Source organism: Streptomyces sp. DvalAA-43 (genome assembly GCF_900091725.1).
In the GTDB taxonomy this organism is placed as follows: Bacteria; Actinomycetota; Actinomycetes; order Streptomycetales; family Streptomycetaceae; genus Streptomyces; species Streptomyces pulveraceus.
In genome coordinates this window covers 102,272-126,165 of the sequence record NZ_FMBW01000012.1, presented here as the reverse complement: position 1 = coordinate 126,165, position 23,894 = coordinate 102,272, and the positions used below count along the sequence as shown (strand labels likewise).

14 protein-coding genes, 1 tRNA gene and 2 pseudogenes are annotated in these 23,894 nt (G+C 65.3%); 5 read left to right on the top strand and 12 right to left on the bottom strand.

The annotated features are described in order from the left end of the window. Positions 1-2: 2 nt before the first annotated feature. Positions 3-2,771 carry an RNaseH domain-containing protein gene (locus GA0115234_RS02615; RefSeq protein ID WP_093539178.1) on the top strand — a complete coding sequence of 923 codons (2,769 nt, stop codon included), beginning with the start codon at positions 3-5 and terminating at the stop codon, positions 2,769-2,771. A gap of 352 nt (positions 2,772-3,123) precedes the next feature. Here GA0115234_RS02615 and GA0115234_RS43135 read toward each other — a convergent pair. Then, positions 3,124-3,240, bottom strand: a pseudogene (locus GA0115234_RS43135) (transporter); the annotation flags it as partial. A 70-nt stretch (positions 3,241-3,310) separates the two neighbouring features. Between GA0115234_RS43135 and GA0115234_RS02610 the strand changes: the two are divergent. After that, complete coding sequence (locus tag GA0115234_RS02610; protein WP_176729052.1) at positions 3,311-4,150, top strand: hypothetical protein; 840 nt, start codon at positions 3,311-3,313, stop codon at positions 4,148-4,150. Here GA0115234_RS02610 and GA0115234_RS02605 read toward each other — a convergent pair. From GA0115234_RS02605 to GA0115234_RS02585, 6 genes are all read right to left on the bottom strand, one after another. After that, complete coding sequence (locus GA0115234_RS02605) at positions 4,138-4,944, bottom strand: aldo/keto reductase (RefSeq protein WP_093539177.1); 807 nt, start codon at positions 4,942-4,944, stop codon at positions 4,138-4,140. The two genes, GA0115234_RS02610 and GA0115234_RS02605, sit on opposite strands and share 13 nt — an antisense overlap. Continuing rightward, positions 4,854-6,065, bottom strand: coding sequence for a JmjC domain-containing protein (locus GA0115234_RS02600; RefSeq protein ID WP_093539176.1), 1,212 nt, complete (start codon positions 6,063-6,065; stop codon positions 4,854-4,856). The genes GA0115234_RS02605 and GA0115234_RS02600 overlap by 91 nt, the downstream gene beginning before the upstream one ends. 9 nt (positions 6,066-6,074) lie before the next feature. Further along, positions 6,075-6,251, bottom strand: coding sequence for a hypothetical protein (locus GA0115234_RS42155; protein WP_176729051.1), 177 nt, complete (start codon positions 6,249-6,251; stop codon positions 6,075-6,077). A gap of 506 nt (positions 6,252-6,757) precedes the next feature. Continuing rightward, positions 6,758-9,883 (bottom strand): type I restriction endonuclease subunit R, encoded by a 3,126-nt coding sequence (locus GA0115234_RS02595; protein WP_093539175.1) that lies wholly within the window; start codon positions 9,881-9,883, stop codon positions 6,758-6,760. Positions 9,884-9,886: 3 nt separating this feature from the next. Further along, positions 9,887-11,158, bottom strand: coding sequence for a restriction endonuclease subunit S (locus GA0115234_RS02590; RefSeq protein ID WP_093539174.1), 1,272 nt, complete (start codon positions 11,156-11,158; stop codon positions 9,887-9,889). Next, the gene (locus tag GA0115234_RS02585) at positions 11,155-13,134 is read right to left on the bottom strand and encodes a type I restriction-modification system subunit M (RefSeq protein ID WP_093539173.1); all 1,980 of its coding nucleotides are present in this window, start codon (positions 13,132-13,134) and stop codon (positions 11,155-11,157) included. The genes GA0115234_RS02590 and GA0115234_RS02585 overlap by 4 nt, the downstream gene beginning before the upstream one ends. A 353-nt stretch (positions 13,135-13,487) precedes the next feature. Here GA0115234_RS02585 and GA0115234_RS02580 point away from each other — a divergent pair, with 353 nt between their 5' ends. Beyond that, positions 13,488-14,408 carry a DUF6615 family protein gene (locus tag GA0115234_RS02580; RefSeq protein WP_141718375.1) on the top strand — a complete coding sequence of 307 codons (921 nt, stop codon included), beginning with the start codon at positions 13,488-13,490 and terminating at the stop codon, positions 14,406-14,408. Positions 14,409-15,332: 924 nt separating this feature from the next. On the opposite strand, the gene GA0115234_RS02575 is transcribed toward GA0115234_RS02580, so the two are convergent. Next, positions 15,333-16,325, bottom strand: a complete 993-nt coding sequence (locus GA0115234_RS02575) for a helix-turn-helix transcriptional regulator (RefSeq protein ID WP_093539171.1) — start codon at positions 16,323-16,325, stop codon at positions 15,333-15,335. Between the two features lie 92 nt (positions 16,326-16,417). Here GA0115234_RS02575 and GA0115234_RS02570 point away from each other — a divergent pair, with 92 nt between their 5' ends. After that, positions 16,418-17,905: an MFS transporter gene (locus GA0115234_RS02570; RefSeq protein ID WP_237541026.1), complete on the top strand. Its 1,488-nt coding sequence runs from the start codon at positions 16,418-16,420 to the stop codon at positions 17,903-17,905. An 82-nt stretch (positions 17,906-17,987) separates the two neighbouring features. Here GA0115234_RS02570 and GA0115234_RS02565 read toward each other — a convergent pair whose 3' ends face one another. The 3 genes and pseudogenes from GA0115234_RS02565 to GA0115234_RS02555 all read right to left on the bottom strand — a co-directional run bounded on the left by GA0115234_RS02565 (position 17,988) and on the right by GA0115234_RS02555 (position 21,122). Then, positions 17,988-19,067, bottom strand: coding sequence for a cytochrome P450 (locus GA0115234_RS02565; RefSeq protein ID WP_202553284.1), 1,080 nt, complete (start codon positions 19,065-19,067; stop codon positions 17,988-17,990). A 170-nt stretch (positions 19,068-19,237) separates the two neighbouring features. Then, positions 19,238-20,806, bottom strand: a pseudogene (locus tag GA0115234_RS02560) (type I polyketide synthase); the annotation flags it as partial. Further along, positions 20,796-21,122, bottom strand: a complete 327-nt coding sequence (locus GA0115234_RS02555; protein ID WP_093539169.1) for an acyl carrier protein — start codon at positions 21,120-21,122, stop codon at positions 20,796-20,798. The pseudogene GA0115234_RS02560 and the gene GA0115234_RS02555, both read right to left, overlap by 11 nt. Before the next feature lie 1,366 nt (positions 21,123-22,488). On the opposite strand from GA0115234_RS02555, the gene GA0115234_RS02545 reads away from it, so the two are divergent. Beyond that, entirely contained in the window at positions 22,489-23,706 is a 1,218-nt protein-coding gene (locus GA0115234_RS02545; RefSeq protein WP_093539168.1) for a tyrosine-type recombinase/integrase, read from the top strand. A gap of 98 nt (positions 23,707-23,804) precedes the next feature. Here the strand turns inward: GA0115234_RS02545 and GA0115234_RS02540 are convergent. Then, positions 23,805-23,878: transfer RNA gene (locus GA0115234_RS02540), tRNA-Pro, on the bottom strand. Positions 23,879-23,894: the final 16 nt, after the last annotated feature.

Below are 23,894 nucleotides of genomic sequence, written 5' to 3'. Positions count from 1 at the left end.
ACATGACCGAAACCGACAGCGCAGCAGTGGATTCCGGCAAGAAGAAGCCGCCGCCTCGCTACGACCACATCATCACGCCCGGCTTCATGGCACGCCGCGGAGCCACACTGCCCATCACCGTACACACGGCGAAATTCCCACCGTCGCTCCTGGCACGGCTTGAACGCGCCTGGAACAGCAACCCAAAAGCACGCTCCCAGTATCTGCCTACCTATGCCCTGCGCGAGCTGATCGAGCAGGTGGAACCCGCTGTCCTCGCGGTCGAAGGCCGGCTGGGAGATGGCCCTTGGCTCCACGCAATGCGAACACCCCAGAATGAGCTTCCCCTGCAGTTGGCCCTCGAATTCTGGATCACTACGCACGTCGCGCCCCACCAGGGCGATGTCGACTGGCCCACCATCGTGAAACGCGCCCTGCCACTGGAATGGGCGCAGGCAGAGGTCGACCTCCTGGCCCACGGAAAGGCCGCAAACGGAACAGCGACCCCGCACAGCAGCACGTTCTCGCTGCTTGCCACCTACATTGCCGGTTGCTGGGTGGACGACAAGCTGTCCCTGCCGGGTCATACCGCGGAAGGCTTCTCGGTTCTTGGCCAACTGACCGACCGCGGTGAGCGCAGCATCTACAGCTGGCCACCCCGAGAGCTCGACGATGACGGGGCCTACGGCCTTTGGACCCACCGGACCGCACTGCGGGTAGTCTCCATGCCCCACGACCAGCGACTCATCCTCCGGGCCGTTCCCCACATCGTCCGCTTCGGTGGGGCCCAGCCTGCGTACATCCCACGCCGGGGCGACAGCCCTGCCACGGCCACCGTCCTGCTTTACCTGGCCAAGGGCGCACTGCGTGACGTCGAGCGCCCCATGCTGCTCCGCGCACCGGTCACCGTCAGCGGCAAGAAGCAGGACATGCGGTGGCAGTGGCAGCCTGGCATCGCGCGCATCCTGCCCTCCCTCCCCTCTAGCAACCGCTACCCCAACCCCGAGGACGTCCGAACAGAGCCCCGCCGCGCTGCCGGCGTCAACCGCAGCGCCGAGGAGGACAAGGAACCTACTGCGCTGCTGCTGCACGCCACCGGGTACACCTACCTCACCCGGACCGATCTCGCTGATGCCCAACCGGTATTCAGCACGCACGGCCACCCGGCGGAAAGCGGCCTGCAGCCCATCGACCATCTCACCCTCTTCGAGAACTTGAAGGAACCGCTCGCAAAGCTCAACTTCGACCCGCTCCCTGCCCTGGACAAGACACCCCAACGCCGGCCCCCTCGACTCTCCCCAGCACGCGAGGACGCCCACTACCACTTCGAGCTCTGGCACTGCGCACCGAAGACCTACCAAGCAGTCCATCTGGCCCTCACCAAGCTGCTCAACTACCAGCACCTCGGTGAACGCAGCGCAGAACCCGACATTCACGACTACGCCGGACCCACCAAGATCACACTGGTCCTACGCAACCCCGGGACCCTCGTCTCCGGTCTCCCCAAGCCACCGTCACACGCGGAACCAGACGCCCGCAAGGCTCACCGAAAGCAGGAACGGGAGCAGCGAGTCGAAGCACTGCACAAGGAATTCCCAGAAGCCGACCACATGATCGGCTGCCTTGTGGAGATCGACAAACCAGTTAACTTCGCCATGGCCGGAGAGGACGACCCCAAGCGGTTCCTGAAAGACACCCTGCCGAAGCTGAACCGGCACGTGCAATGCCTGCACCCGGTCACAGCGGCTCCCAAGCTCGACGCCAAGAAGGCCGGGCTGAAGCCCTTCGAGGACAGCGACATCCGCTGCGAGGACGTGCAACGTGCCGCTTCCTCGGTGAAGGACCTCCTGCGCTCGCTCGGGCATCTGCCCCGCCTGCCCGCACCCCGCAGCGTCAAGGGCCGCTTCGAACTGGCCACCGTGCACGTCGCCCAGGCCGGGCCATGGATCGTCCCCTTCGTCCTGCGCATGGACACCGACGGCAACACGACAGCCCAACTCGTGGCGCCTCCAGGTCATCCGTACGAAGCGCCCATCCCCATCGAACACCTGCCCCGAGCCCTGACCTCCGGGCGAGGGCGAATGCGGCGACGCGACAAGGCCCAGCTGAACGACTTCATCACCCAAGCACTCGCCATCGACTCCCACACAGAGCGACTCTTCCTCGCCCGAGCGCAGACCCTGCGCAACAAGGATGTGTGGTCCTGGCTGCAGAATCCCCACATCACGCCGGACTCGCTCCGGCTCCCTGGCGAAGACTGCGCCCACCCCAACCGCGCCGAAGGCCGCCGCCCTGAGGACCTGCCCGGGCTGCGCATCATTCGTGTCAACGAGGAGTCCTACGAGATCCCGCTGGCATTCGGTGCCAACCTCAACGACGAGGCCGAGGACCCCGCCACCGCCGACGACTCACCCGACGTAGCCATCGGCGAAGAGGCGCACTCCGAGCCGGCACCCGGTGCAGCCGAGCTGCCATACGAGGAGTGGGGCAGGTACTCCGGCGTCGTCCCCTGGAACGACCACGCCTTCCTCGCGATCAACCCAAGGCCGGATACGCATCAGCTGCCAAAGTCCGTTTCCAAGTATTCGGCAGACGAGCAGAATGCCACCCGCCACGGAGCCAACCCCACGTCCCTTGAGATCCACGTCTCCTTTAAGCAACCACGTGACCACGCCTTCGACTTGGCCGCGTACGTGAACAACCTGCGTAGGTGCCACCTCCACACGGAGACCGCAACCCGCATGCCGCTGCTCCTGCACCTCGCCAAGCTCATGGAGGAGTACATCAACTGAAGGCAGAAGAAGGCGCACCCGAAGGCCCCTGAGCCGTATCAACCGACATCCCTCTCGTCCCAAGCCCCGGAGATCGATGCAGCAGCGGTGAATACGACGGCGGGGCCCCCGACGGCCCGCCCATGCGCGCCACGAAGGCGCGCAGGGGCGACCGGGGAGGACCATACGTGATCGGCACCTGGGCGCCTCCGGGGGAAGCGGGAACATAGCGGACGATCGCCGGTTAGCTAAACCGGCGATCTTGCGCATCATTGATAGTCCACCGCCACGAGGTGCCCGCGACGTCGAAAGGCATCACCCGGACGACCCCAGACTGAGTGCGAAACGCTCACGGCCAGATGCCCGCCAACGTTCAAGCCGCTGCGTAGCTCGCACGGAACAGATCCTCGGCACGCTCCACGTCCCGCGGGGTACGTAGCTGCACCTCCAGGTCGCCCGTGCCGTGGTGACCTAGTGGATCTATCTCTCGTCAGCTGCACCTGTACGCCTCGCACCGAATCTCCCTCGCGATGTGGCTCGGACTTGGTACGTTCGGGCGCATGACACTGCGTTCAGTGGACCTGCGCAAGGAGCCTGTGGAAGCCGTGCTGGACCGTGTCGAACGGTCGCTTGGGGTACGCCTTAGCCGGGAGGCTGTAGTGCGCAAGCGCCGGTCTCTGGGGGCGCGTACGGACCGCAATACGTGGGTGCGGATCGAGCGGCGCGGACTCGATCGGATCGGGGTCCAGGGAGGGGATGGCACCGCGTCCGCCGAGGCCCTTCGCGGGATCGCGAAACCGGCCTGGCTCACAGGCGTCGCGTGGCGCGACGACACGGAGCCGGTGATGTGGCGAGCGGACGAGACGGAGATGCTGCCGGCGGTGCCAGTAAGCAGCTCCGTAGTGGCGGAGGATCCACAGCTGCCCGAGGAGTGGTGGAATGCGCTGAGCGCCTCGCTGGATGCCCTGGCCGCGCAGCACACAAACCGTATCGCGACACCGGATACCGAGACCCTCACTCAGGACCTCGTCAGGGGAACGATCCACAGTGTCTTTCCCGGTGTCGATGCGGCCGTAGCCGAATGGCGGCCGGCCCATGCGGATTTCAACTGGGCGAATATCACGGCGCCGGTGTTCTGTGTGTTCGACTGGGAGGACTGGGGCATGGCCCCCCGCGGCCTGGACGCGGCAAGTCTGTGGGGAGCCTCCCTAGCCGTCCCAGCTCTGGCAGACCGCGTCCGCAGCGAGCGGCGTGAAGATCTGGAGAGCCGGGACGGCATGCTGATGACGCTGTTCGTCGCTGCGAAGATCCTCGGCCCTTACGCCGATCCCGAGGACCCCCGCCTGGTCCCCGCGAGGAAGATGGCGGAGCAGCTGCTGCAGGAACTTCAGGCGCGCTGACGGGCTTTGAGGAGCTGCCTGTACTCCCGGACCACGTTCTCATCGACCTCGTACATCAGGGCCTCGGTCAGCTCACGCACATGGTCGACGTCGTCTGTGCCGACCGCGACTGCGTCGACCCGAGGGAGGCCATACGAGGAACGGAAGGCAGCCTGGATCTTCGTGGCGGACGGGGAGCCTCGCAGGAAGATCCTCGGATCGAAGCGCTCCCACACCACCTCGGCCGTACTTCCGCCGAAGGGGCTCATGCCCCATACCTGCGACGGGCGCCACCGCATCGCCAGGGCCTCGGCCGCTTCGAGGACGTCGATCCCGACCAGCAACCCCGCTCGGACCATAAGGACATCAGGGCTTGGCACGTCGAAGTCCATGAGCGAGCGCGGGTCCCACGTCGAGACGCCCCAGGAACGGCAGAGCCCCGCCTGCGCTGCATCGGCCAGGACCGTGCACGCCTGTTCCAGCGTCTCGGCGTCGGGTGCCGAGTGCTCTGGGTTGTGGAGAAATACCAGATCAGGCTCCCGCCCGAGATCCTTGATGGCTTGCTCGACGGCTACGCGGAGCCGGGCGGGAGCTAGGCTGTGCCCCTCGGGGAAATACCCGACCTTGGTGGAGACCGAGAATTTTTGCAGAAGATCGCCTGCCGTCGTCCTCAGGACCTCGTGGGAGCGATGACGCAGGTAGTTGGACGCGGTGTCGAGGCGTGTTACATCGAGGTCGGCGGCTGCTTCGAGTAGGTCACGGGCGTGACCAGACCGGTGTAGCCCGAGGACGATAGTTCCGTCAGCGGTTCGCACAGCCCCTCCGTGATCAACAAGTTGGCCAAAGCGATGATGTCGTCGGGGGCACCCTCGAGGCAGACCGGGTGACCTGACAGGAGCTCTCGCAGGCTCGGTTCTGCGCGCTCGTGGAAGGTCAGCCGCTTACCGCCACCGCACACTTGGACCGTGTCACCGGAGCGGACGATGGAGGGCTCGAACTCGGTGACGGCCACGACTCCGTCCGGCCGTCCGAAGGCGACCACGTGCGGCATGTGGCGTGCGGGCGGGGTGCTGGACCGCAATTCGTCCAGGTACCGCTCCGGGCTGTGGGTGGCGGCCAGGGCACTGAGCTTGTCCGTCAGCACCTGGTGTGCTGTGCCCTGCACGCCCTCCAAGTCGTGACGGAACGCGTCGTCGGCGCGGGCGGCGTCAGAGAGGAAGTTGGCCCAGGTGACACCGGTCCGTTTGGTGAACCCGAACGTCACGTGCAGGGAGTGTCCACCACTCCCCGAGCCGAGACGGGTCGCGGTGTGCCAGAAGCCTCGTGGGATGTGCATGACGTCCCCGGCCCGCATCGTGCCCTTCCACAGCACTTCCTCGGAGGGCGTGCGGTTGCGTTCCGCGTCGCGGTACATCGGCGCCGGCCGCGAGGGACCGCGTACTTCCCACGACTTCTCGCCAGAAAGCTGCACGGCGATGACCTCGTGGTCGTCCCAGTGCAGATGGAATCCGTCGGTGTCACCCACCGCGAGGTAGGCGTTGGCAGAGGTGAGTTCGCCGGACCACCAGCCCAGGGCCCGGCAGGCGACTTCCAGCGTCGGGTCGAAGAAGTCCACGTGATCCAAGACCACGGTGCCACCGTCATTGAGGATTCGTCCGAGGGCCGCCATGTCCGCTTGGCGCACGGCCTGCCTGCGCCGGTTGACGTTGGTGGACAGGAACGTGGACGGGTGCACTTCCTCGCCCTCGGCATAACAGCGCAGCTGCGGATTGGCCAGATGGCGGCGCTTGATCAGGTCCAGCAGTCTGAGCGGGGTCAACAGCCGTGTGGGCAGTTCCGGGTCCGTGAGACGGCCGCGCGCGAACGCGGATCCCACGGAACCCGGCCCGTCCCAGCCGAGAGCCTTCTCGATGTGGCTGACGAGCCGGTGCTCCATGGGTTCCCCCTACTCCTTTGGGAGGTTCAGGTCGCGGTTGTCGCCGTCATCTCCCGCGCTGTTCTGCGAACTGGTGATGTCGGACCGCTCGGACTCGCTGCGGTCGTGCGCAGTCGCCAGCTCCTCCACCGCGATCAGAAGCGCGGGGCTGGTCCCCGCCACCTGTGTGGATGCCCCGTCTGCCATCGAGCTCTCCTCTCAATTCTCCAACCTCTGGGCGAACGTCTGAGTTAACCCGCCTCCACCGCATGGCAGTAGGGCGGGATTCGGACAGTGCTGGTCGCGGCTTGGTGTACGCGGGGCCACTCACGCGGCCGGAGAGACGCTGCCCTCGAACCTGTTCACGCGCACCGCGACTTCTAGCCGCGTCCAAGGCAAGCCCGGGCCGGGGTCACCAGAAGGAGCAGGTCACTGGGCAGGCTGACTACCTTCGCCGCGACCAAGGACAAGGACAACGCTGCCCGTTGACTCGCCTTCCCTGACGGCAGACGTGCGAAGCGCCGCTAGCATCCCAGCCGCCTCCCGACATGATGTACGGCCCGAAGCCCACCAACCGTACGGCAGGCGTCGGGACATACGTCAGCTCCTTGCATCGTTCAGCGCACCTACCACGGTCGATGACACTCGCAGTCCGACTCTGGCCCATTCGTCGCGCCCGGTGGCTGCAGATACCGGAGCAGTACAAGCGCCTGTCACTGTCGCGGCGTATCGCCTTCTGCAGAGTCCTCCTGCTCGGCGTCCAAGCGGACGCCATGGAAGGCGCCAGCGATGATGCTGTTCAAACCCCTGCCGTCGCCGACGACCTCCGCTACTGCCTTGCCCAGCTCGCCGGGGGCGGCAAGCAAGGTGTCCAGGATCCGGTCGCGGACCTTTTCGGACTTCAGGAAGTTTTCCAGGCTGTTCTCCAGCGCCCGCGACTTCAGCATCTCGTCCGACTTCGCCGCCTGGATGACGAGCGCCATCAGTCCCGCGATGGCCGACTCCGAAAGGTCATCGAACAAGGTGTTAAGGGTGTCGATGACCTCCAGTAGCGGGACCATTTTCGGGTCCTTCACCGTGGCCGTTCCCACTGCGGTAGGTCCGGTCAGCTTATCTCCCTTCTGTGTGACCGAGGCGTTGGTGACGCCCTTATCCTTCTGTTCGATGGCGACCAACCGGGCGCTTGAGATGTCGATCTCGTCGTGCGTGCGCTCGGCTTTGATCCACTGTGCGAGTTCACGGCAGAAAGAGGACAGGTCTTCCAGGGGGGAGCCCGAGTAATCGTAGACTTGCGACAGGAAGTCGTACAGCCGCACGAACGAGGAGACGTTCTTCCGGAACTGCTCCAGACGTTCCACGTCCTGAGCGTTCTCATCTTCGACGGCCCGCTGCCACTTGCGGGCAAACTCGTCCTGGGCCCGACCCATCGCCGCAGTGATCATGTTGCGGTCGCCGTCGTGAACGCCTTGGACGAACTGGACAACGTCTTGGATATCAAAGACGCCGAAGGTGCGCAGCCCCATTGCCAATACGTGCAGTTGATTGGGGTCGGTCTCAGTCTCAATTTCAGCCTCTTCGTACCATTTCGCAAAGGCCGCCTGGATATCCTTGGGCTCGTTCACGAAGTCCAAAATGAAAACCCGATCCTTGACCAGGCTATCCATCCGGAAGGTGCGATTGAGACGAGAAAGGGTCTGGACCGCCTGGATGTCCTCTAGTCGCTTGTCGACGTACATCGCGCAGAGCAGTGGCTGATCGAACCCTGTCTGGAATTTGTCTGCCGCTATCATTACCCGGTAATTCGGCTCGGCGAACGCCGCGGCCAGATCCGGGCCGGCACCCGGATTCATCTTGGCCTCGGAGACCTCGTCATGGATGCCGAAGTCCGGATCGTCCAGGGTGCCAGAGAAGGCGACCAAGGTGCCCAGGTCGTAGCCCTTGGATTTTATGTACTTGTCGATCAGCACCTTGTAGCGCAGCGCGTGCTTACGCTCCGAGGTGACAATCATGGCCTTCGCATGACCACCAAGCATGCCGGCCACATTGGCACGGAAGTGCTCGACGATGATCTCCACCTTCTGGGAGATGTTCGTCGGATGCAGACGCACGAACCGCTTGAGGGCCTTGGCCGCAGCAGTTTTCTCGACCAGATGGTCCTCGTCATCTACGGAGATGTTGACACCATTCTTCTTGATCACCTCGGCGATCTGATAGACGGTGCCGTAGTACTGGAAGCGAGGCAAAACGTCCAGGATGAAGCCCTCTTGGATGGCCTGCTTCATCGAGTACACGTCGAACGCAGACGGCTTGGCGTCGGCGGTCTCACGGCGCCCGAACAGCTCGACGGTCTTCGACTTCGGGGTGGCGGTGAACGCAAAGAACGACACGTTCGGCGTCGGAACGTCTGCGAAGGCGTTGATCGTGTCCTCGGCATCGACGTCCGCGCCCTCGTCGACTTCTTGACCGCCAGCGCGCAACACCTGGCGCACCTTCTTCGCCGTGGCTCCGGCCTGCGAGGAGTGCGCCTCGTCCGCGATGACCGCAAAGCGATGTCCAGCCAGCGAGTCGTCTTCGGACAGCAGCCTCAGCACGGCCGGGAAGGTCTGGATGGTCACCACCACGATGCGGCGCCGGTCCTGCAGCGCCTTAAGCAGCGCACGCGACTTGGAACCTGCATCGGTGCGAGCTCGCCTGTCGACGTTATAGACGTAATCCCGCTTGCCCTCGATCTGCAGGACCGCTCGCTGCATCTGATCGTCCAGCACCGTCCGGTCGGTGATCACCACCACCGTGTCGAAGATCTTGCGCCCTGCTTGATCATGCAGATTCGAGAGATGGTGCGCGGTCCAGCCAATCGTATTGGTCTTGCCCGACCCCGCGGAGTGCTGGATCAGGAACCGCCCACCTGCGCTCTCAGCCTCCGCCTGCTCGACCATGCGCGAGACGGCCTGCCACTGGTGGAAACGTGGGAAGATGACGTTGGTCGCCGTCTTACGCTCACGCGTGATCAGGTTCGTGCTGGTCTTCACGTCCACGAACAGCATGGACCCGAAGATGTCGAGCCAAGCGTCGCGGGCCATGACCCGCTCCCACAGGTACGCGGTGGCCGGTCCGTCTTCGTTGACTGGATTGCCTGCACCACCGTCCTTTCCCTGGTTGAAGGGGAGGAAGTAGGTGTTCTCGCCGGCCAGTCGGGTGGTCATCCGGACTTCGGACTCGGTGACCACGAAGTGCACCAGGGCTCCGGCGCCAAACGCCAGCAGGGGTTCCCCCTTGGGGTTCCGGTCCTGCGCGTACTGCTTGACGGCAGCCTCGATAGACTGCTTGAACTTGGTCTTCAGCTCGAACGTGGCCACCGGGATGCCGTTGATGAATGCGACCAGGTCGATGCTGTCGTGGGGCTTCTGGTGGGAATAGTGCACCTGCCTCATGATCCGCAGACGCACCTTGTCGTAGGCTGCGACGCGGGTGCCATTGGTCGGGTCCGCAGGGCGCCACTGGACCATCTTCAGTTCATCGCGCAGTCCCACGGGCACACTCGAGCGCAGTAACTGCAGGGTCCCTCCCGGGCCGCCACCCTTGTTGTCGAGCGGCGTTGCGCGAAGCTGAACGATCAGGTCAAGCAGGGCGTCCTGCGCTGCAGCTGCCCGAGGACCAGATCCAATGCCGCGCGCCCATTCCTGAGGAGCCAGGTCTTCGAACCACCCGAAGACGTCCTGCGGGAACAGGGCACGTGCCGCGTCATACCCCTCGTCGTTCGGTGAGTACTCCCAGCCGTGCGCCGCGAGATCCTCGCATATCTGCCGCTCGAACTGTTCTTCATACGTCAGGTCCCCCACGAATCAGTCCCCCTTCAGGATGTCAATCTGGCCCGTCACGGCCGCCGTAATCAGCGCGATGCGCCGTTCCTTGGCGAGTTCAACGTGCCGTTGCGTCTTCGCGATCAGGCTGTCGATCTCCGCTGTTTCCTGGTCCAGGTACTTCAGAATGCGGCTCTGCTCTACGAGGACGGGTACATTCAGCGGAAGGTTCAGAATTTCGTCCCTGCTGATGTTCAGCATCGAGGCACTCGCGCCGCTGGCGGCCATCTCGATCAGGTCTCTTACTCGGCGGCTGGCCAGGAGAAGGGCGACGTATCGCGGCACCGCCTTGGATGTGTCGAGGTTGAGAGCGTAGAGCTTGTCGCTCAGCATGAGCCGCGGGTAGTTCCCTGTCACGACGGCTGCGCTGCCGACGAGGTCACGAGTGTTGGCTCGGGAGACCACGAGCTCACCCGACCTCACTACGGTGGACGGACGCGGCTCCAATTCCGCTGGGAGCTCCTTATTTTCTTCCGGGCGGAAGACCCCGTGGTTAGCTGCTCCAGCCTTCAGAACCGCCCAGGTCTCGACTCCGTCGCCCGGCCATGGAAGGCACTGTGGGCTCCATCCTTGTCGGACCGAGCACACCACGTGCTTTAGCCGCGTATCAGGCACTGCTGACTCAGCCGTGGCAAGGGCATGCTCCACGACGGCTTGCTTGCGCTCCTGTAGACGTCCAACGAACCGCTCCTGCGCGGCAATTAGCTCGTCGATGTCGGTTGTCTCACGGTCCAGCCGGTCTGCGATGGCTGTTTGCTCAGAACCGGAGGCAAGCGGGAGGGGAAGGGCCGCCAGCTTCTCAGCAGTCAGATGCGGCATAGAGACGATGTTGCAGTACCGACGGACAAATCCAGTGGCGCGCAGGGCGATCAGATAGTAGGCCAGGAATCGCCCATCGTGGCCGGCCTCCGGACGCACCCGGTTGATCGAGTTCTGGAATCCCCAACCGTCGAGGTCGCCGCTGATGTACGCCGCACGTCCGAAGCCGCCCTGCCCGCCCTCGACAACAACGACGTCGCTCTGTCGGAGGTCGAGATCGTCCAACTCGCGGGACGAGAACCACATTCCCTTGACATCATCGAGCGCCAGGACGCCGTCCGGCTGGACATTGGCCGCTCGCATGTACGGAGCAAGCACGTCGTCGCCAGTGTCTTTGCTCTGAAGCATCTTGCCGAGAGTGACGCGCCCCAGGTGTTTGACCTGACCCATCGTCCACGGCAGCTGGGTATCCCCCCAGGGGCGTGGAGCGCTCATTTCTTGGCCTCCACCTTGTGCAGCAGCCCGAGGATCTCCTGCAAGGACTCCTCGAGGTCGGCGTCGATTTCAGCTAGCGAGCGCGGGGGTACGTACTTGTAGAAGTGGCGGGTGAATGGGATCTCGTAACCCACCCTGGTCTTGGTGTGGTCGAGCCAGGCGTCCTCGCGGTGCGGGCGGACCTTCGCGTCAAAGTACGCCTCGATGGTGGCGTCCTTCGCGTCATGGAGTTTGGCATGTCCCTCCCACCCGAAGGGGACGTTCTCGGTCTCCCGCAGGTAGGGATCGGGCTCCGCATCACCCTTATTCTTGCCTGACTGAACGCGGCAGATATCAGCATTCTTGTCACGTTCGCCCAAGGTCTGCCACAGAGCCTTGCGTTGCGCGGCGGTGAGGGTGATAGCGCGGGAAGCAAGATGCTTTCCTAGGTCACTGAGGAAATTTTCCCGATTGAGGTACTGCCCCCCGTTGAAGGAGTTCAGCCCCTCCACCAGGCCGCCGACATTGCCAAGTGTCTTGTGTTCGGCGACGCGGGCGACCCTCTCAGGTGTGGTCTCGAAGTTCAGGCGCCAAGGCCGTTCAACGGTGATCTGCCAGAAAGCGAAGTCGAGGTTATCGAAGACCTTGGATGTGTCCGAAGACTCCATTTCAGCGTATTGCTTCAGTACGCACTTTCGGGCCCCCTCATCGATCTCAACGCGCTTCGATCCCAGGGATTTCCGCATCTTTACGCCGAGGGCCGTGGCATCAATGAGCTGCACCTTCCCTTCGCGATCCGGGCGCTTGTCATTGTCGAAGATCCACAGGTAGGTGGGAATGCCCGTGTTGTAGAACATATCGCTCGGCAGCGCGACGATGGCCTCGATCAAATCGCTCTCCAGCAGCCATCCCCGGATGTTGCTGGGACCGCTGCCTGCGCCGCCAGAGAACAGTGGGGAGCCGTTCAGGACGATGCCAGCGCGAGCGCCACCGTCCTGACTCTCTGCGGGGTTCATCTTCGCGATGGCGTGCTGGACGAACAGCAGGGCGCCGTCAGAGGTGGATGGCAGTCCCGCTGCAAAGCGGCCGACGGAGCCCTTCTTGTGCTCGTTCTCTACGGTCTCGGCGATGTTCTTCCAGTCCACACCGTAAGGCGGGTTGGAGAGAATGTAGTTGAACCTATCGTCCGGGAACATGTCGCTGGTCAAGGTATTACCCAGCGCGATGTTCTGGGGATTCTGGCCCTTGGCAAGCATGTCGGAGCGGCACATGGCATAGGACTCAGATCGCAGTTCTTGCCCGTACAGGAGGAGCTCAGCGTCCGGGTTCATGCGGTGCAGGTGCTCTTCTGCCACGCTGAGCATGCCGCCAGTGCCGACGGTAGGGTCGTAGATGCTACGGATGGCTTCGCGGGACAGCGCGTTGTCGTCCTCGGCAAACAGCAGGTCGACCAGCAGGTTGATCGCATCGCGGGGGGTGTAGTGATCGCCTGATTCGGCGTTCGATGACTCGAAGTCCATGTAGATGAGATGCTCGAACAGCTCACCCATCTTGGAGTTCGGTACGGCCTCGGGTGACAGGTCGAGGTCACGGAACTGGCGGACGATAGTTGTGAGGATGCCTCCCTTCCTCATACGCTCGATGTGCTGGGGGAAGTGAAAGTTCGCGAAGACGTCAATGTCGCTGCTGAACCCTCGGACATACTCCAGCAGGTTGTCGGCCATGTCGTCACCGGAGTCGTACACGGAGGCCAGGGTGTGCTTCGTCGTGTTGTAGAACTTCACACCGCCGGTGACCGACTTGATTGCCTTGACTCGCAACACCTCGCTCGGCTCCTGAGCGACGATCGCGGCAACCTGATCTCGGTGGGGTGCCATGACGCACTCCAGGCGACGGAGGATCGTCATAGGCAAGATGACGTCACCAGCCTTGTTGCGGGCATAGACACCACGCAGGGTGTCGGCAACAGCCCAGACGTCCTTCTCTAGGTCGACCACTTGCGTTGTCCTTCCTGGCACAGATGCGGCGGAGCCCCTGCTGAGCGACTGCCCAGTGACCGCTCTAGACCGCACACCAAAATGTAGAGGGTGCCACTGACAGGCCCGGAGCCATTCAACAGGCAGTGCCCGTCTCAAGTAAAAAGTCCACTTCACGCCCCATCGGCCGCGGAGAGGGCGCACCCGAACGCCGTGGCCGTCAGACACTCCCCTGTTCGGCCGCACCGACGCACCGGTCAGACGTGAGGGCCGGCCGCGCGCGGGTCAACTAACGGTGCTCTCACGCACTGTTCGCCCAGCTATGAGAGAGTGCGGCCGTGGCGATAGAGAGTCTCCGTGACCTGTGCACGGCCATGGACACGGCAGCGATAGAGACCTGGCGACGCATCGAGTTCGGGCGCCTTCCAGGGCGCAGGTTCGACGAGGCATCCGTGACAGACAACTTGCTCTTCACCCTCCAGAGCCAAGTCCCTGGGCTACTGACCTACCAGACCAACCAAGTGCAGGAGCGGGATTCCGGAGCCGACTGGGAATGGTGGATCGGTGATGACCAGGCAGGATGGGTCTGCCTACGCATCCAGGCCAAGCGCGCCTACGAAGACAATACCTACCGGATGCTGAAGCATCCCGGAGCCGGCGAAGATGCGTTCCAGTACGACACGTTGATCAAAGGTTGCGACCCCGATCAGGCCCGCTATGCGTTTCATGTCTTCTACAACGGCTGGCCCGAGGGCACCTTCGAAGACGGAACGTACTGGGCCCCGCCAGCTCAGTGGAATGCCTGCCCCGGGCTTAGTTCGTACAAGGACTGCAAGCACGCCGAGCCTCGCCACTATGGCTGCGCCATCATCTCCACCCACGACGTCAAGAAGCTCAGCGACGATGAAGCCGCTGGCAGATATCACGTGCAGAGGTACCTGTCGGAAGCCCTTCCCTGGTCATATGCCTTCGGCTTCCCGCCGTGGGACCGCAAGCGAGGAGAGGAACGCTGGCATCCTAGGCTGGATCGCAGCGACTGGGTCGATCGCGTCCACGGCACGCTCGACGTGCTCGCCCGGAGAGGGGGCGCGCGCGGCGCCAGGGATGCCTCGGGACACCTTGGAGAGATTCCGATCGATCGAGATCAACGGACCTTCGTGCTCCCGCCGTACGTCGCGGCGATGCGCAGGAGCGCTCCAGGGCAATTTGAGCCGTTGTCGGATGCCGAAGTGCCTGTTGCACCTCAGACGGTGATCGTTGAGCGAAAGTCAAAGCGGACGCGGAAGCGGAAGTAGGCGCCCCGTCGGCGTCGGCGGCCACCGTGCCCAGGTCAACCGCGGATCACATCCTCGCCGAGCGGTGGCGCCTACGGGAGGCCACCAGCCGCCTTGAACCGCCAGCTGAGGTCACATGGATCAGCGGCACCGCCCAGCGTCACAGGACCCCACACCCTGCCACACTCAAGTAGCGGCAGGGCGTCTGACCAGTGCCACAGGACGGCTGACGACCCATCAGAACGAGCGTCAAATGAGCGTCACGAGCGTCGTTTCAGCGTCAAGATATCGCCCGTAACGCCCACACCGCACATAATGCGCACAGACAAAACCGCAGGTCAGGATCCCTTCGCGGCCGGTTCGAGGATCGCCACGCACTCCACATGATGCGTCATCGGAAAGGTGTCGGCCTGGACGGGTCACGAAAAATCCCAGGTCAGAGGCAGTCTGTCCGCCCGTTGTCCGGCGTACGAGAACTCGGAGCGTCAAACGAGCGTCACGCCAGACAATCTATCGTCTCGCTTCGCGACGGGCCGCCTAAGCCCGAACCGACGACGCTGAGACGGACGAGAGGAACTGACTGGAGTGAACCGAGCAGCACTTCGTCACGTCTGGCATTCATGTCTGGTGCGGAACACATTGCAGATATGAAGTCTGAGCAAGTGGAGCGGCTTCGCTGAAAGAGAATGACGGCTGATGTCCGGTCGGCAGATCGAGAGTTAGGGAGGGCCGACAGAAGACGGGTGGCGACGCTTAGGTCCCAGATACCGTCACCGGCAGGTCAGCTCCCGTGTTCCTCGTGGGCCGGCCTGGCCACCGCTTCATGCGCGGACTGCAGAACCTGCCCGTCCGCTTCACTCCCGGGAGCCGGAACCACTGATCGGGCACCAGGGCGACGAGGACGGTCCGCCTACTCCCGGCGGCGAGGGCCGGGGCAGGCTTTCCTCACTCCTGCGCCTGGCCTCCGTCCTCGTACCGGGCAAGCATCTCGGCCAGCGTGCGCCGCATCTTCTCCCGCAGCGACGGCGGCCCCACCACCTCCGCCCCCACGCCCAGCGACAGCAGCGTGGGGAGCGCCCGTTCGGCGGATTCGACGGGGACGACCACCTGTGTCCAGCCGTCCGCGTCGGGTTCCGCCGCCGACTCCGTGGCAGCCCGGGCCGCCGCCGGTTCGAGCACCTGCCCGATGCCCTCGAACGCCTCGGCCGACAGACGCAGCACCGCCTCGTCCAGGAAGCGGCGCGCGTCGAAGGTTGCCAGGTACTCGTGCCAGTGGGCCGCCAGGTCGAATCCGGCAGGCCGGGTGAACGTCTCGGTCAGGGACTCCAGTTCGTTGATCCGGGACACCCGGTAGGTCCGCACACCGCGTGCGGACCCGGCCACCAGGTACCAGCGGCCGGCCTTGAGGACCACTCCGTAGGGGTCCACGGTCCTGACCACTTCGTGCGGGGTGGCCCAGCGTTCGTACCGGATCCGCACGCGCTGTTGTCCCCACACCGCGCTCGCCACCTCGGCCAGCCGAGGGGTCTCCTCGGAGCCCTGGTACCAGCCGGGGATGTCGACGTATATCCGCTGCCGGGACCGTTCGGCACGCTCGCGCAGTTCGGGCGGCAGTGCCGCGGACAGTTTCAACCGTGCCTCCGCCGCCACGGCGCCGAGGCCGAGGTCGGCAGCCGCGCCGGGCAGTCCGGTCAGGAACAGGGCCCCGGCCTCGTCCGCGGTGAGCCCGGTGAGCCGGGTCCGGTATCCCTCCAGCAGCTGGTATCCGCCATCCGGTCCGGATTCGCCGTACAGCGGGATGCCGGAGGCGCAGAGCGACTCCATGTCCCGGTAGACGGTGCGTACCGAAACCTCCAGGGTGTCCGCCAGTTCCTGCGCGGTCATCCGGCCGCGCGTCTGCAAGAGCAACAGGGCGCTCACCAACCGACTCGCTCGCACGGAAAAAGAGTACCCGGATCACTGACAATAGATGTCAGTGATCCGGGCCTAGCCTCGTCCCGTTCACCCAACGAAGGATGGAAAACCACGTCATGACCAGTCCGCAGACTGCCGGCCGCGCAGCCGATCGCCCGTCCTGGGCACCCGTAGCCATCGTTCTGATCGGCGGGTTCATCGCCTTCCTGGACTTCTTCATCGCCAATGTGGCCATCCCCTCGATCCAGAGCGACCTGCACGCCAGCGCGCCCGAGACGCAGCTCGTCATGGTGGGTTACGGCGCGTCCCTGTGCGTGGGGCTCATCACCGGTGGACGGATGGGCGACATCTTCGGCCCCCGGCGGATGTTCCTGATCGGTCTCGCGCTCTTCACCGTCTCGTCGGCGGCCTGCGGCCTCGCGCCGAACATCTGGTTCCTGATCGTCGCCCGCATCGTCCAGGGTCTCTCCTCGGCGATGCTGGCCCCGCAGGTGCTCGCCATCGTGAGCCACGTCTACACCGGTGAGGCGCGGGGCCGTGCCTTCAGCGCCTACGGGCTGATGCTGGGGCTGTCCGGGCTGTGCGGGCAGCTCATCGGCGGCGTGCTGATCGCTCTCGACGTCGCCGGGCTCGGCTGGCGGAGCGTCTTCCTGGTCAACATCCCGATCGGTCTGGTGATCCTGGCCCTGACGCCGCGAACCGTGCCCGACATCCGCACCGGGGCCGGCGCCAAACTGGACCTGGTGGGCGCCGCCCTGGCCACGGTGGGCCTCGCCGCGGTGGTGCTGCCGCTGCTGGAGGGCAGGGAGCAGGGCTGGCCGCTGTGGGCGTGGCTGTCGCTGGTCGTGGCCGTGCCGCTGGTCGCCCTTTTCATCACCTACCAGCGACGACTGGCCGCGCGGGGCGGGGCGCCGCTGATCGACCCGGAGCTGTTCCGTTCGCGGGGATTCACCATCGGCATCACCGCGTACTTCGTGTACTTCATGTCGATGGGGTCCTTCTTCCTGCTGTTCGCGATCTACATGCAGGAAGGCCGCGGCTGGGCACCCCTGGCGTCCGGCCTGCTCTTCACCACGATGAGTGCCGGCTTCTTCGGCTCGTCCTTCCTCGCGGGGAGGATCGCCGCGCGCATCGGGAACCAGGTCATCGCCCTGGGCGCCGGGCTGGTGGCCGTCGGATACGGAACGGTGGGCGTGATCGTCTCGCAGCTCGGCACGGACGGCACGGCCGGCTGGGTGGCACCTGGACTGCTGGTGGCCGGTTTCGGCATGGGCCTGGTCGCGGCGCCGCTGCCCGCGGCGGCCATGGCGGGCGTCGACCCGAAGCACGCCTCCTCGGCCTCCGGCGTGCTGTCCACCGCGATGGAGGGCGGGGCGGCGCTCGGTGTCTCGCTCGTCGGCCTGGTCTTCTTCGGCACGCTCGGAAACCCGCCGGTCCTGGATAGCTACCCCAAGGCGTTCTACCTCAGCATCGCAGTCATCGTGGCGTTCCCCCTCGTCGTCACGCTGCTCGTCCAGGCACTGCCCAAGCCGGCTACGGCCACGGCGGGCACGGGCCAGGAGGAGGGTGAAGAGACCGGCGCGGTGGAACAGCGGGTGCACTGATTCCAGCATTCCGCGCGAAGACAGCCGGGCTTCACCACCTGCGATCCGGTGGCGAAGCCCGGCGTGTTTCTGTCGGACGCCCTTACCAGCTGACCGGCAGCGAGGTCAGCCCGTGGAAGACCGTCTCCCTCCGAAAAAGACTGTTGGCGTCGTCGGTGGCCAGTTCCAGGCCGGGGAAACGACGGAAGAGCGACGTGAGCGCGAGCTCCATCTCCAGCCTGGCCAACGGGGCTCCCAGGCAGTAGTGCGGGCCGAGACCCCACTGGAGGTGGGGGCTCGTGTCCCGGTGGACGTCGATGCGGCCCGCGTCGGGGAAGACCGACTCGTCGTGATTGGCGGCCGGTATGGAGATGACCACCGCCTCTCCCTTGTGCACGGTGACTCCACCGAGGTCCATGTCCTCCAGCGCGACGCGCAGGATGGCGTCCTGGGACAGCGACCAGAACCGCATCGACTCCTCGATGTACCGCGGGATCAGTCCGGCGGGGTCGGCCAGGACCCGGGCACGCAGCTCCCGGTCCTGGAGCAGGCTGAGGGTGCTCAGGGCGATCTGGTTGGTGGTGGTCTCGTGACCGGCCACGAGCACCAGCCTCGCGATGCCCACGATCTCGTCCCGGGTGATCTCCCCCGCGACCTGTCGGGTGGCCAGTCGGCCGATCAGATCGTCACCCGGCGCGCGAACACTGCGGTCGACCATGTCCTCCAGGTACCGCGACATGTCGAGGAACGCCGCGTACGAGGCCTCGGGGTCACCCTGGGAGAGCGCTCCTCGCGTCTTGGCGGTGAAGAACTCCGAGTCCTCGTCCGGGACGCCGAGCAGTCGGGCGATGACGAGCGTCGGCAGCCGCATCGAGAACACGTCGTGCAGATCCGCGGGCCGGGGCAACGCGCCGAGTTCGTCCAGCAGTTCGTCCACGAGCCGCTGGATCGCCGGCTCCATGCCGCGCACCCTGCGGGCGGTGAACTCCGGCACGATCATGCCGCGCAGCCGACTGTGCTCCGGATCGTCCATGCGGAGGAAGGAGCTGGGCCGGCCCTCCTGGGGGACTTGGAGTCGTACGGGGGCGCCCGGCGCGAGCTCGTCGGCGCTCAGCCGCGGGTCCTTGAGCGCCTGGTGCACATCGGGATAGCGGGTCACCAACCAGGCGAGCTGGGATCCCACCGTGCCGGCCGGAATCCGGATGGCACGGTGGGAGGCCGTTCCCGCAGATCGGCCAGAACCTCCGCGGGGCACCCGGAGGGAGTACGGGCGAAAGGCCAGTCGAGGACGTCCTCTTGCGCATCGAGCATTTTCGTACCTCGCTTGTCCGAGTGGGAAACGCAGACACTGTTCAGTCCGTCCAGGTCCCTGACCACGACGGAGAAGCGATGGGAGAAGTGCGCCCGGCCGACGTTGGCCGTGTGGCAGAGGCGTGCGATGTCGATGTCCGGCCGGTCCGTCAGGAAATCGAGGTATCGCACCAGTTGTTCCCGCAGTGCCGCGGCGCTCTTGCCGGACACCGTGAAGATCACCGCGGGCTTGTCGGCCGCGGCCCTCTCCGGTGCGGCGGGCGTCGGGGGCGCCTGTTCCAGGACGACGGCCGCGATGGTGCCCGCGAAGCCGAAGCTGTTCACGACCGCGCGGCGGGGCTCGCCGGGCCACGGGGTGCACTCGGTGGGAATCCGGACCGGATAGGTGTCCCAGGGAATGCGGGTGGAGGGGGTGTTCATGTTCAGGTGCGGGTACACCGTGGCGGAACGCAGTTGCAGCACGGTCTTGATCACACCCACGATGCCGGACGCGGGTTCCATGTGTCCGAGGTTGGTCTTCGCCGAACCGACGAGCAGGGGCTGTTCGGGGGTGTGGGACCGGCTGAAGACGTCATTGATGGCGCCCAGTTCGATGGGGTCGCCGATCGGGGTTCCGGTGCCGTGTGCCTCCACGTACTGAATGTCGCGGGGTTCGAGGCGTGCCGCTTCCAGGGCTCTGCGGATCACCAGTTCCTGGGCGGGGCCGTTGGGCACGGTCAGCCCAGCGCTGTCGCCGTCCTGCCCGATCGCGGTGCCCCGGACCAGGGCGAGCACCTGGTCACCGTCGCGCTCGGCGTCGCACAGCCGCTTGAGCACCACCATTCCGCATCCCTCGGCCCGTACGTAGCCGTCGGCCGCGTCGTCGAAGGTCTTGCACTGTCCGTCCGGGGCGAGCATCTGGCCGTGCGAGAACATCACCATGATGCGGGGGTGGTGCAGGGCGTTGACCCCGCCGCACAGGGCGATGTCGCACTCGCCCCGGCGCAATCCCTGGACCGCCATGTGCAGCGCGCTCAGGGACGAGGAGCACGCGGTGTCCACACTGACGCTGGGGCCTCGCCACCCGAGGAAGTAGGAGAGACGGCCGGACAGCGGGAACATCGTGATGCCGGACGCGAGGTGGCCGTCCAGGTCCTCGTAGGGCAGCGCGTCGATCTCCAGCGCGTAGTCGATGGAGCTCGCCCCTATGTACACCCCGCCGCTTCCGCGGCGGAGCGGGGTGGGGTCGATGTTCGCGTTCTCCAGCGCGTGCCAGGCCGTCTCCAGGACGAGGCGCTGCTGGGGGTCGATGTACTGCGCCTCCTTGGGCGAGATGTTGAAGAAGGGCGCGTCGAACAGGTCGATCCGGTCGAGGAACCCCCCGCCCGCCGTCTGGATCTTGCCCTTCTCCTCGGGGTTCGCAGGGGAGAACGCGGATGCGTCCCAGCGGTCCTCGGGAAGCGGGCGGATTCCCGACCGCCCGTCCCTCAGGAACTCGTCGAATTGTTCGGGCGACTCGTTCCCGCCGGGAAATCGCAGTCCCACTCCGACGATGGCGATCGGCTCGTACTTCTCGCGCAACAGGCTCTCGACGGTGTTCCCGGCGGCCGCCGCTTCGGACTCACACGGCATCCGTGTGCCTCCTGTCCTTGTCCTGGTCGGTTGACTCGGTCAGGTGATCCACGAGCTGACCGTCCGTCGGCTGGTTGAACAGCGCGGTCGCATCGATTGCCGTCCCCAGCCGCTTTTCGAGCTGCTGCCTCAGCACGTTGAGCCGGAGCGAGGTGAGGCCCAGGTCGAAGAAGCTCGTGTCCAACTCCAGTTCCTCGTCCGCCCCCATCAGCAGGGCCTCCTTGAACTGCGTGACGACGAGCTCTTCCAGCGCCTCGCGCCGCTCGGCTCCCGACAGTCCGCTCGGGCGTCCACCTGCATGCAGGGAATCGGCCATCTCCGTTCCGCCCCTTCGCGTAGAAGCGGGGGTGCGCATCCCGCACCGCCCGCTGTGCCACCCGATAGAAACAGCGCGTCCTGATGTGTTCCTGATCGAGGACTGACGTTCTCCGCAGGCCGCCCGAACAGTCACGACCGTCAGGCACACATCAGCGGAGGCTCAGGGGCGTACGCACGGTGGGTGGCCCGCCCGCCTCCGTGCCCCCAGGAGAAGATCCGCCCGCCCACCCCACGAACTACCGACCCCACCGGCCGCCACGAACCACCCTCCCCGGTGCCGCGGCACGGCGTGCGGCCCCCTTGTCGTTGTGGCACCCCAACACCGCCACGCGCGCGGCACACGGTAAGGCGCACCCCTGCCTCGTCATGCCCGGTGACCAGTAGGGGGACGATGACGCGATGCCCGTCGGCACCTCGGCAGGCCGGAGGGAGGCGGCGGAGGCGGCGAACCGCCGAGCGAGCGCGGGGGCGCGAAACCGCAGGCCGAAACCCTTACTTCACCGGCTCCAGAACAAGGCATCCACCGAACACCAGTCACCTGACATCAAGGTTCCAGCACCCTCGTCGACAACAGGGCGTTCGACGAGCCCGCATCGGCGTATAGAGCCGAAAGGACGTCCATCAGGAGTGGGAGTCCTATGGGACCTCTCTGAGAGTTCCGGCCCGATCAACCGGCACGAACGTGAAACAGCTGAAAGGTCATTCACGCAGGTCAGGAACCCTTTGCGGCCGGTTCGAGGATCGCGACGCACTCCACATGATGCGTCATAGGGAAAACATGAAAACGGCACATGCCCTGATACCCCAGTCGCGTACGCGACCGCTGCCAGATACGACGAATCCCATCGCCAACGGTAGCCATTCTCCGGATCTCTCGTGGCAAGCGAGGGGAACATAGCCGCACATCGCCGGTTGGCCAAACCGGCGTTTGCGCGGACGATTGTTGTCCACCGTTTACTCCGAGTACCACGGCGGATCGATCCATCTGCGAGCAGCGACAGCTGCCGTCAACGGCTTTCCCCGGAATTACTTTGGTGCTCCATACCACCCGGAGATTCACCGCACTTGCCCACCGAACCGATAGCAGCCTACCCAGACCGTAAGCCGCGCACGAATAGTGCGGACGGTGCCCCTTTCGTCCAAGATGACAGCCGGTCGCTTCTCCTGGCTAGCGCCTGGTATTCGACGAGCGACCTCGCCGCCTGCCTGCGTGTGGATTCCTCGACCCTGCGCCGTTGGCGCACTGCTCGGCCTCCCCAAGGCCCGCCGTTCGTCGCCGTTTCGGAACGCATCATCATGTACAGCGCGCTCGACGTTGAGAAATGGTTGCACAGCCACCGGACCGTCCCGCGTCGAGAAGCCTGATGGCCGAGAAAGCCGTTGTTCCGGTCGGTGTCCGGCTCTCCACCGACATCGAGTACCGGCCTGATCGCGTCAACCCCTACCGCGCGCGAGTCCGCTGGTTCGATCCGGCTACGAAACGCCGCCTGTCCCTGTCGGAAGGAAAGGCAGACGAGGACGAAGCACAGGAGTGGCTTCAGTCCGTCATCGAGGCCGCGCAGGCAGGATTGTCCCCGTCGCTCGCCACCATGAAACTCGCCGAATACGGTGACGCGAACATGGATCTTGCCCTGCGGGGCCTGGAATTGAAAACACTCGACCCGTATCTCGCGGGCTGGCGGATGCGTGTCGTCCCCGCCCTGGGCCATCTCGCGGTCCGAATGATCACCAACGGTGCTGTCGACCGCACCGTGCAGAACTGGATCGCTGATGAGCACAGCCGCTCAACAGTGAAGAACACCATCGCCGTCCTGGTCCGCGTCATGGAGCAGGCAGTCCGCGACGGCATCATCAAGGTGAACCCCGCCCGGGTGACCGGCTGGCAGAAACTCTACAAGCAGGCCGAAGACGAACTCCTCGACCCGCGCGCGCTGGCCCTGCCCGACTGGGAGACGCTCGTCGCACTGGCCGACTCACTCGTGGCCGCCTCCCACGACCAGTACCGCGGCTGGGGAGACGTGGTCATCTTCGCCGCGTGCACCGCCGCACGGATCGGAGAGATCTCAGGATGCCGCGTCGGAGACATCGACACCACCCAGTGGATCTGGACCGTGCGGCGTCAGACCACACCCGCCCCCGGCGGGCTGACCGACAAGGGCACCAAGGGCAAGCGGGCTCGCAAGGTTCCTATCGTCGAGGAGATCCGCCCCCTCGTCGCGCAACACATCCTGTCCGCCGGCCCCAATCCCGACGCCCGCCTGTTCACGGGCCCGCGAGGCGGGCGCATCTCCACCGCCGTCCTGCGCGACGCGACCCACTGGGACGACGTGGTCACCAAGCTCGGCTACGAGCATCTGCGCCGCCATGACCTCCGGCACACCGGATTGACCTGGTTCGCCGACGCCGGGGTCCAAGTACACGTCCTTCGCAGGATCGCCGGCCACGGATCACTGACCACCACCCAGCGCTACCTGCACCCGGATGTCCACAAGATCACCGCGGCCGGGGCGGCACTCTCGGCTCACTTCACCGCGCTGCGCGCACCGCGCTCGCTACCGAGCCCCATCGTCATGACCCGCTGACCGGGTCAAGGCCGCTGGTCCCCAGCTGGTCCCCAAGAACGATCAAGGGCCGGTTTCGGATTGCTCCGAAACCGGCCCTGACCTGCGACTGTCTCCAGTCGGGACGACAGGATTTGAACCTGCGACCCCTTGACCCCCAGTCAAGTGCGCTACCAAGCTGCGCCACGTCCCGATGCGCTTCCCCCCGG

Bases quoted from the DNA above. Each gene is read 5' to 3' on its own strand.
- GA0115234_RS02555 (WP_093539169.1), bottom strand. From the start codon at position 21,122: ATGGCCGATTCCCTGCATGCAGGTGGACGCCCGAGCGGACTGTCGGGA.
- GA0115234_RS02590 (WP_093539174.1), bottom strand. From the start codon at position 11,158: ATGAGCGCTCCACGCCCCTGGGGGGATACCCAGCTGCCGTGGACGATG.
- GA0115234_RS02615 (WP_093539178.1), top strand. From the start codon at position 3: ATGACCGAAACCGACAGCGCAGCAGTGGATTCCGGCAAGAAGAAGCCG.
- GA0115234_RS42155 (WP_176729051.1), bottom strand. From the start codon at position 6,251: ATGGCAGACGGGGCATCCACACAGGTGGCGGGGACCAGCCCCGCGCTT.
- GA0115234_RS02610 (WP_176729052.1), top strand. From the start codon at position 3,311: ATGACACTGCGTTCAGTGGACCTGCGCAAGGAGCCTGTGGAAGCCGTG.
- GA0115234_RS02545 (WP_093539168.1), top strand. From the start codon at position 22,489: ATGGCCGAGAAAGCCGTTGTTCCGGTCGGTGTCCGGCTCTCCACCGAC.
- GA0115234_RS02600 (WP_093539176.1), bottom strand. From the start codon at position 6,065: ATGGAGCACCGGCTCGTCAGCCACATCGAGAAGGCTCTCGGCTGGGAC.
- GA0115234_RS02580 (WP_141718375.1), top strand. From the start codon at position 13,488: ATGGACACGGCAGCGATAGAGACCTGGCGACGCATCGAGTTCGGGCGC.
- GA0115234_RS02570 (WP_237541026.1), top strand. From the start codon at position 16,418: ATGACCAGTCCGCAGACTGCCGGCCGCGCAGCCGATCGCCCGTCCTGG.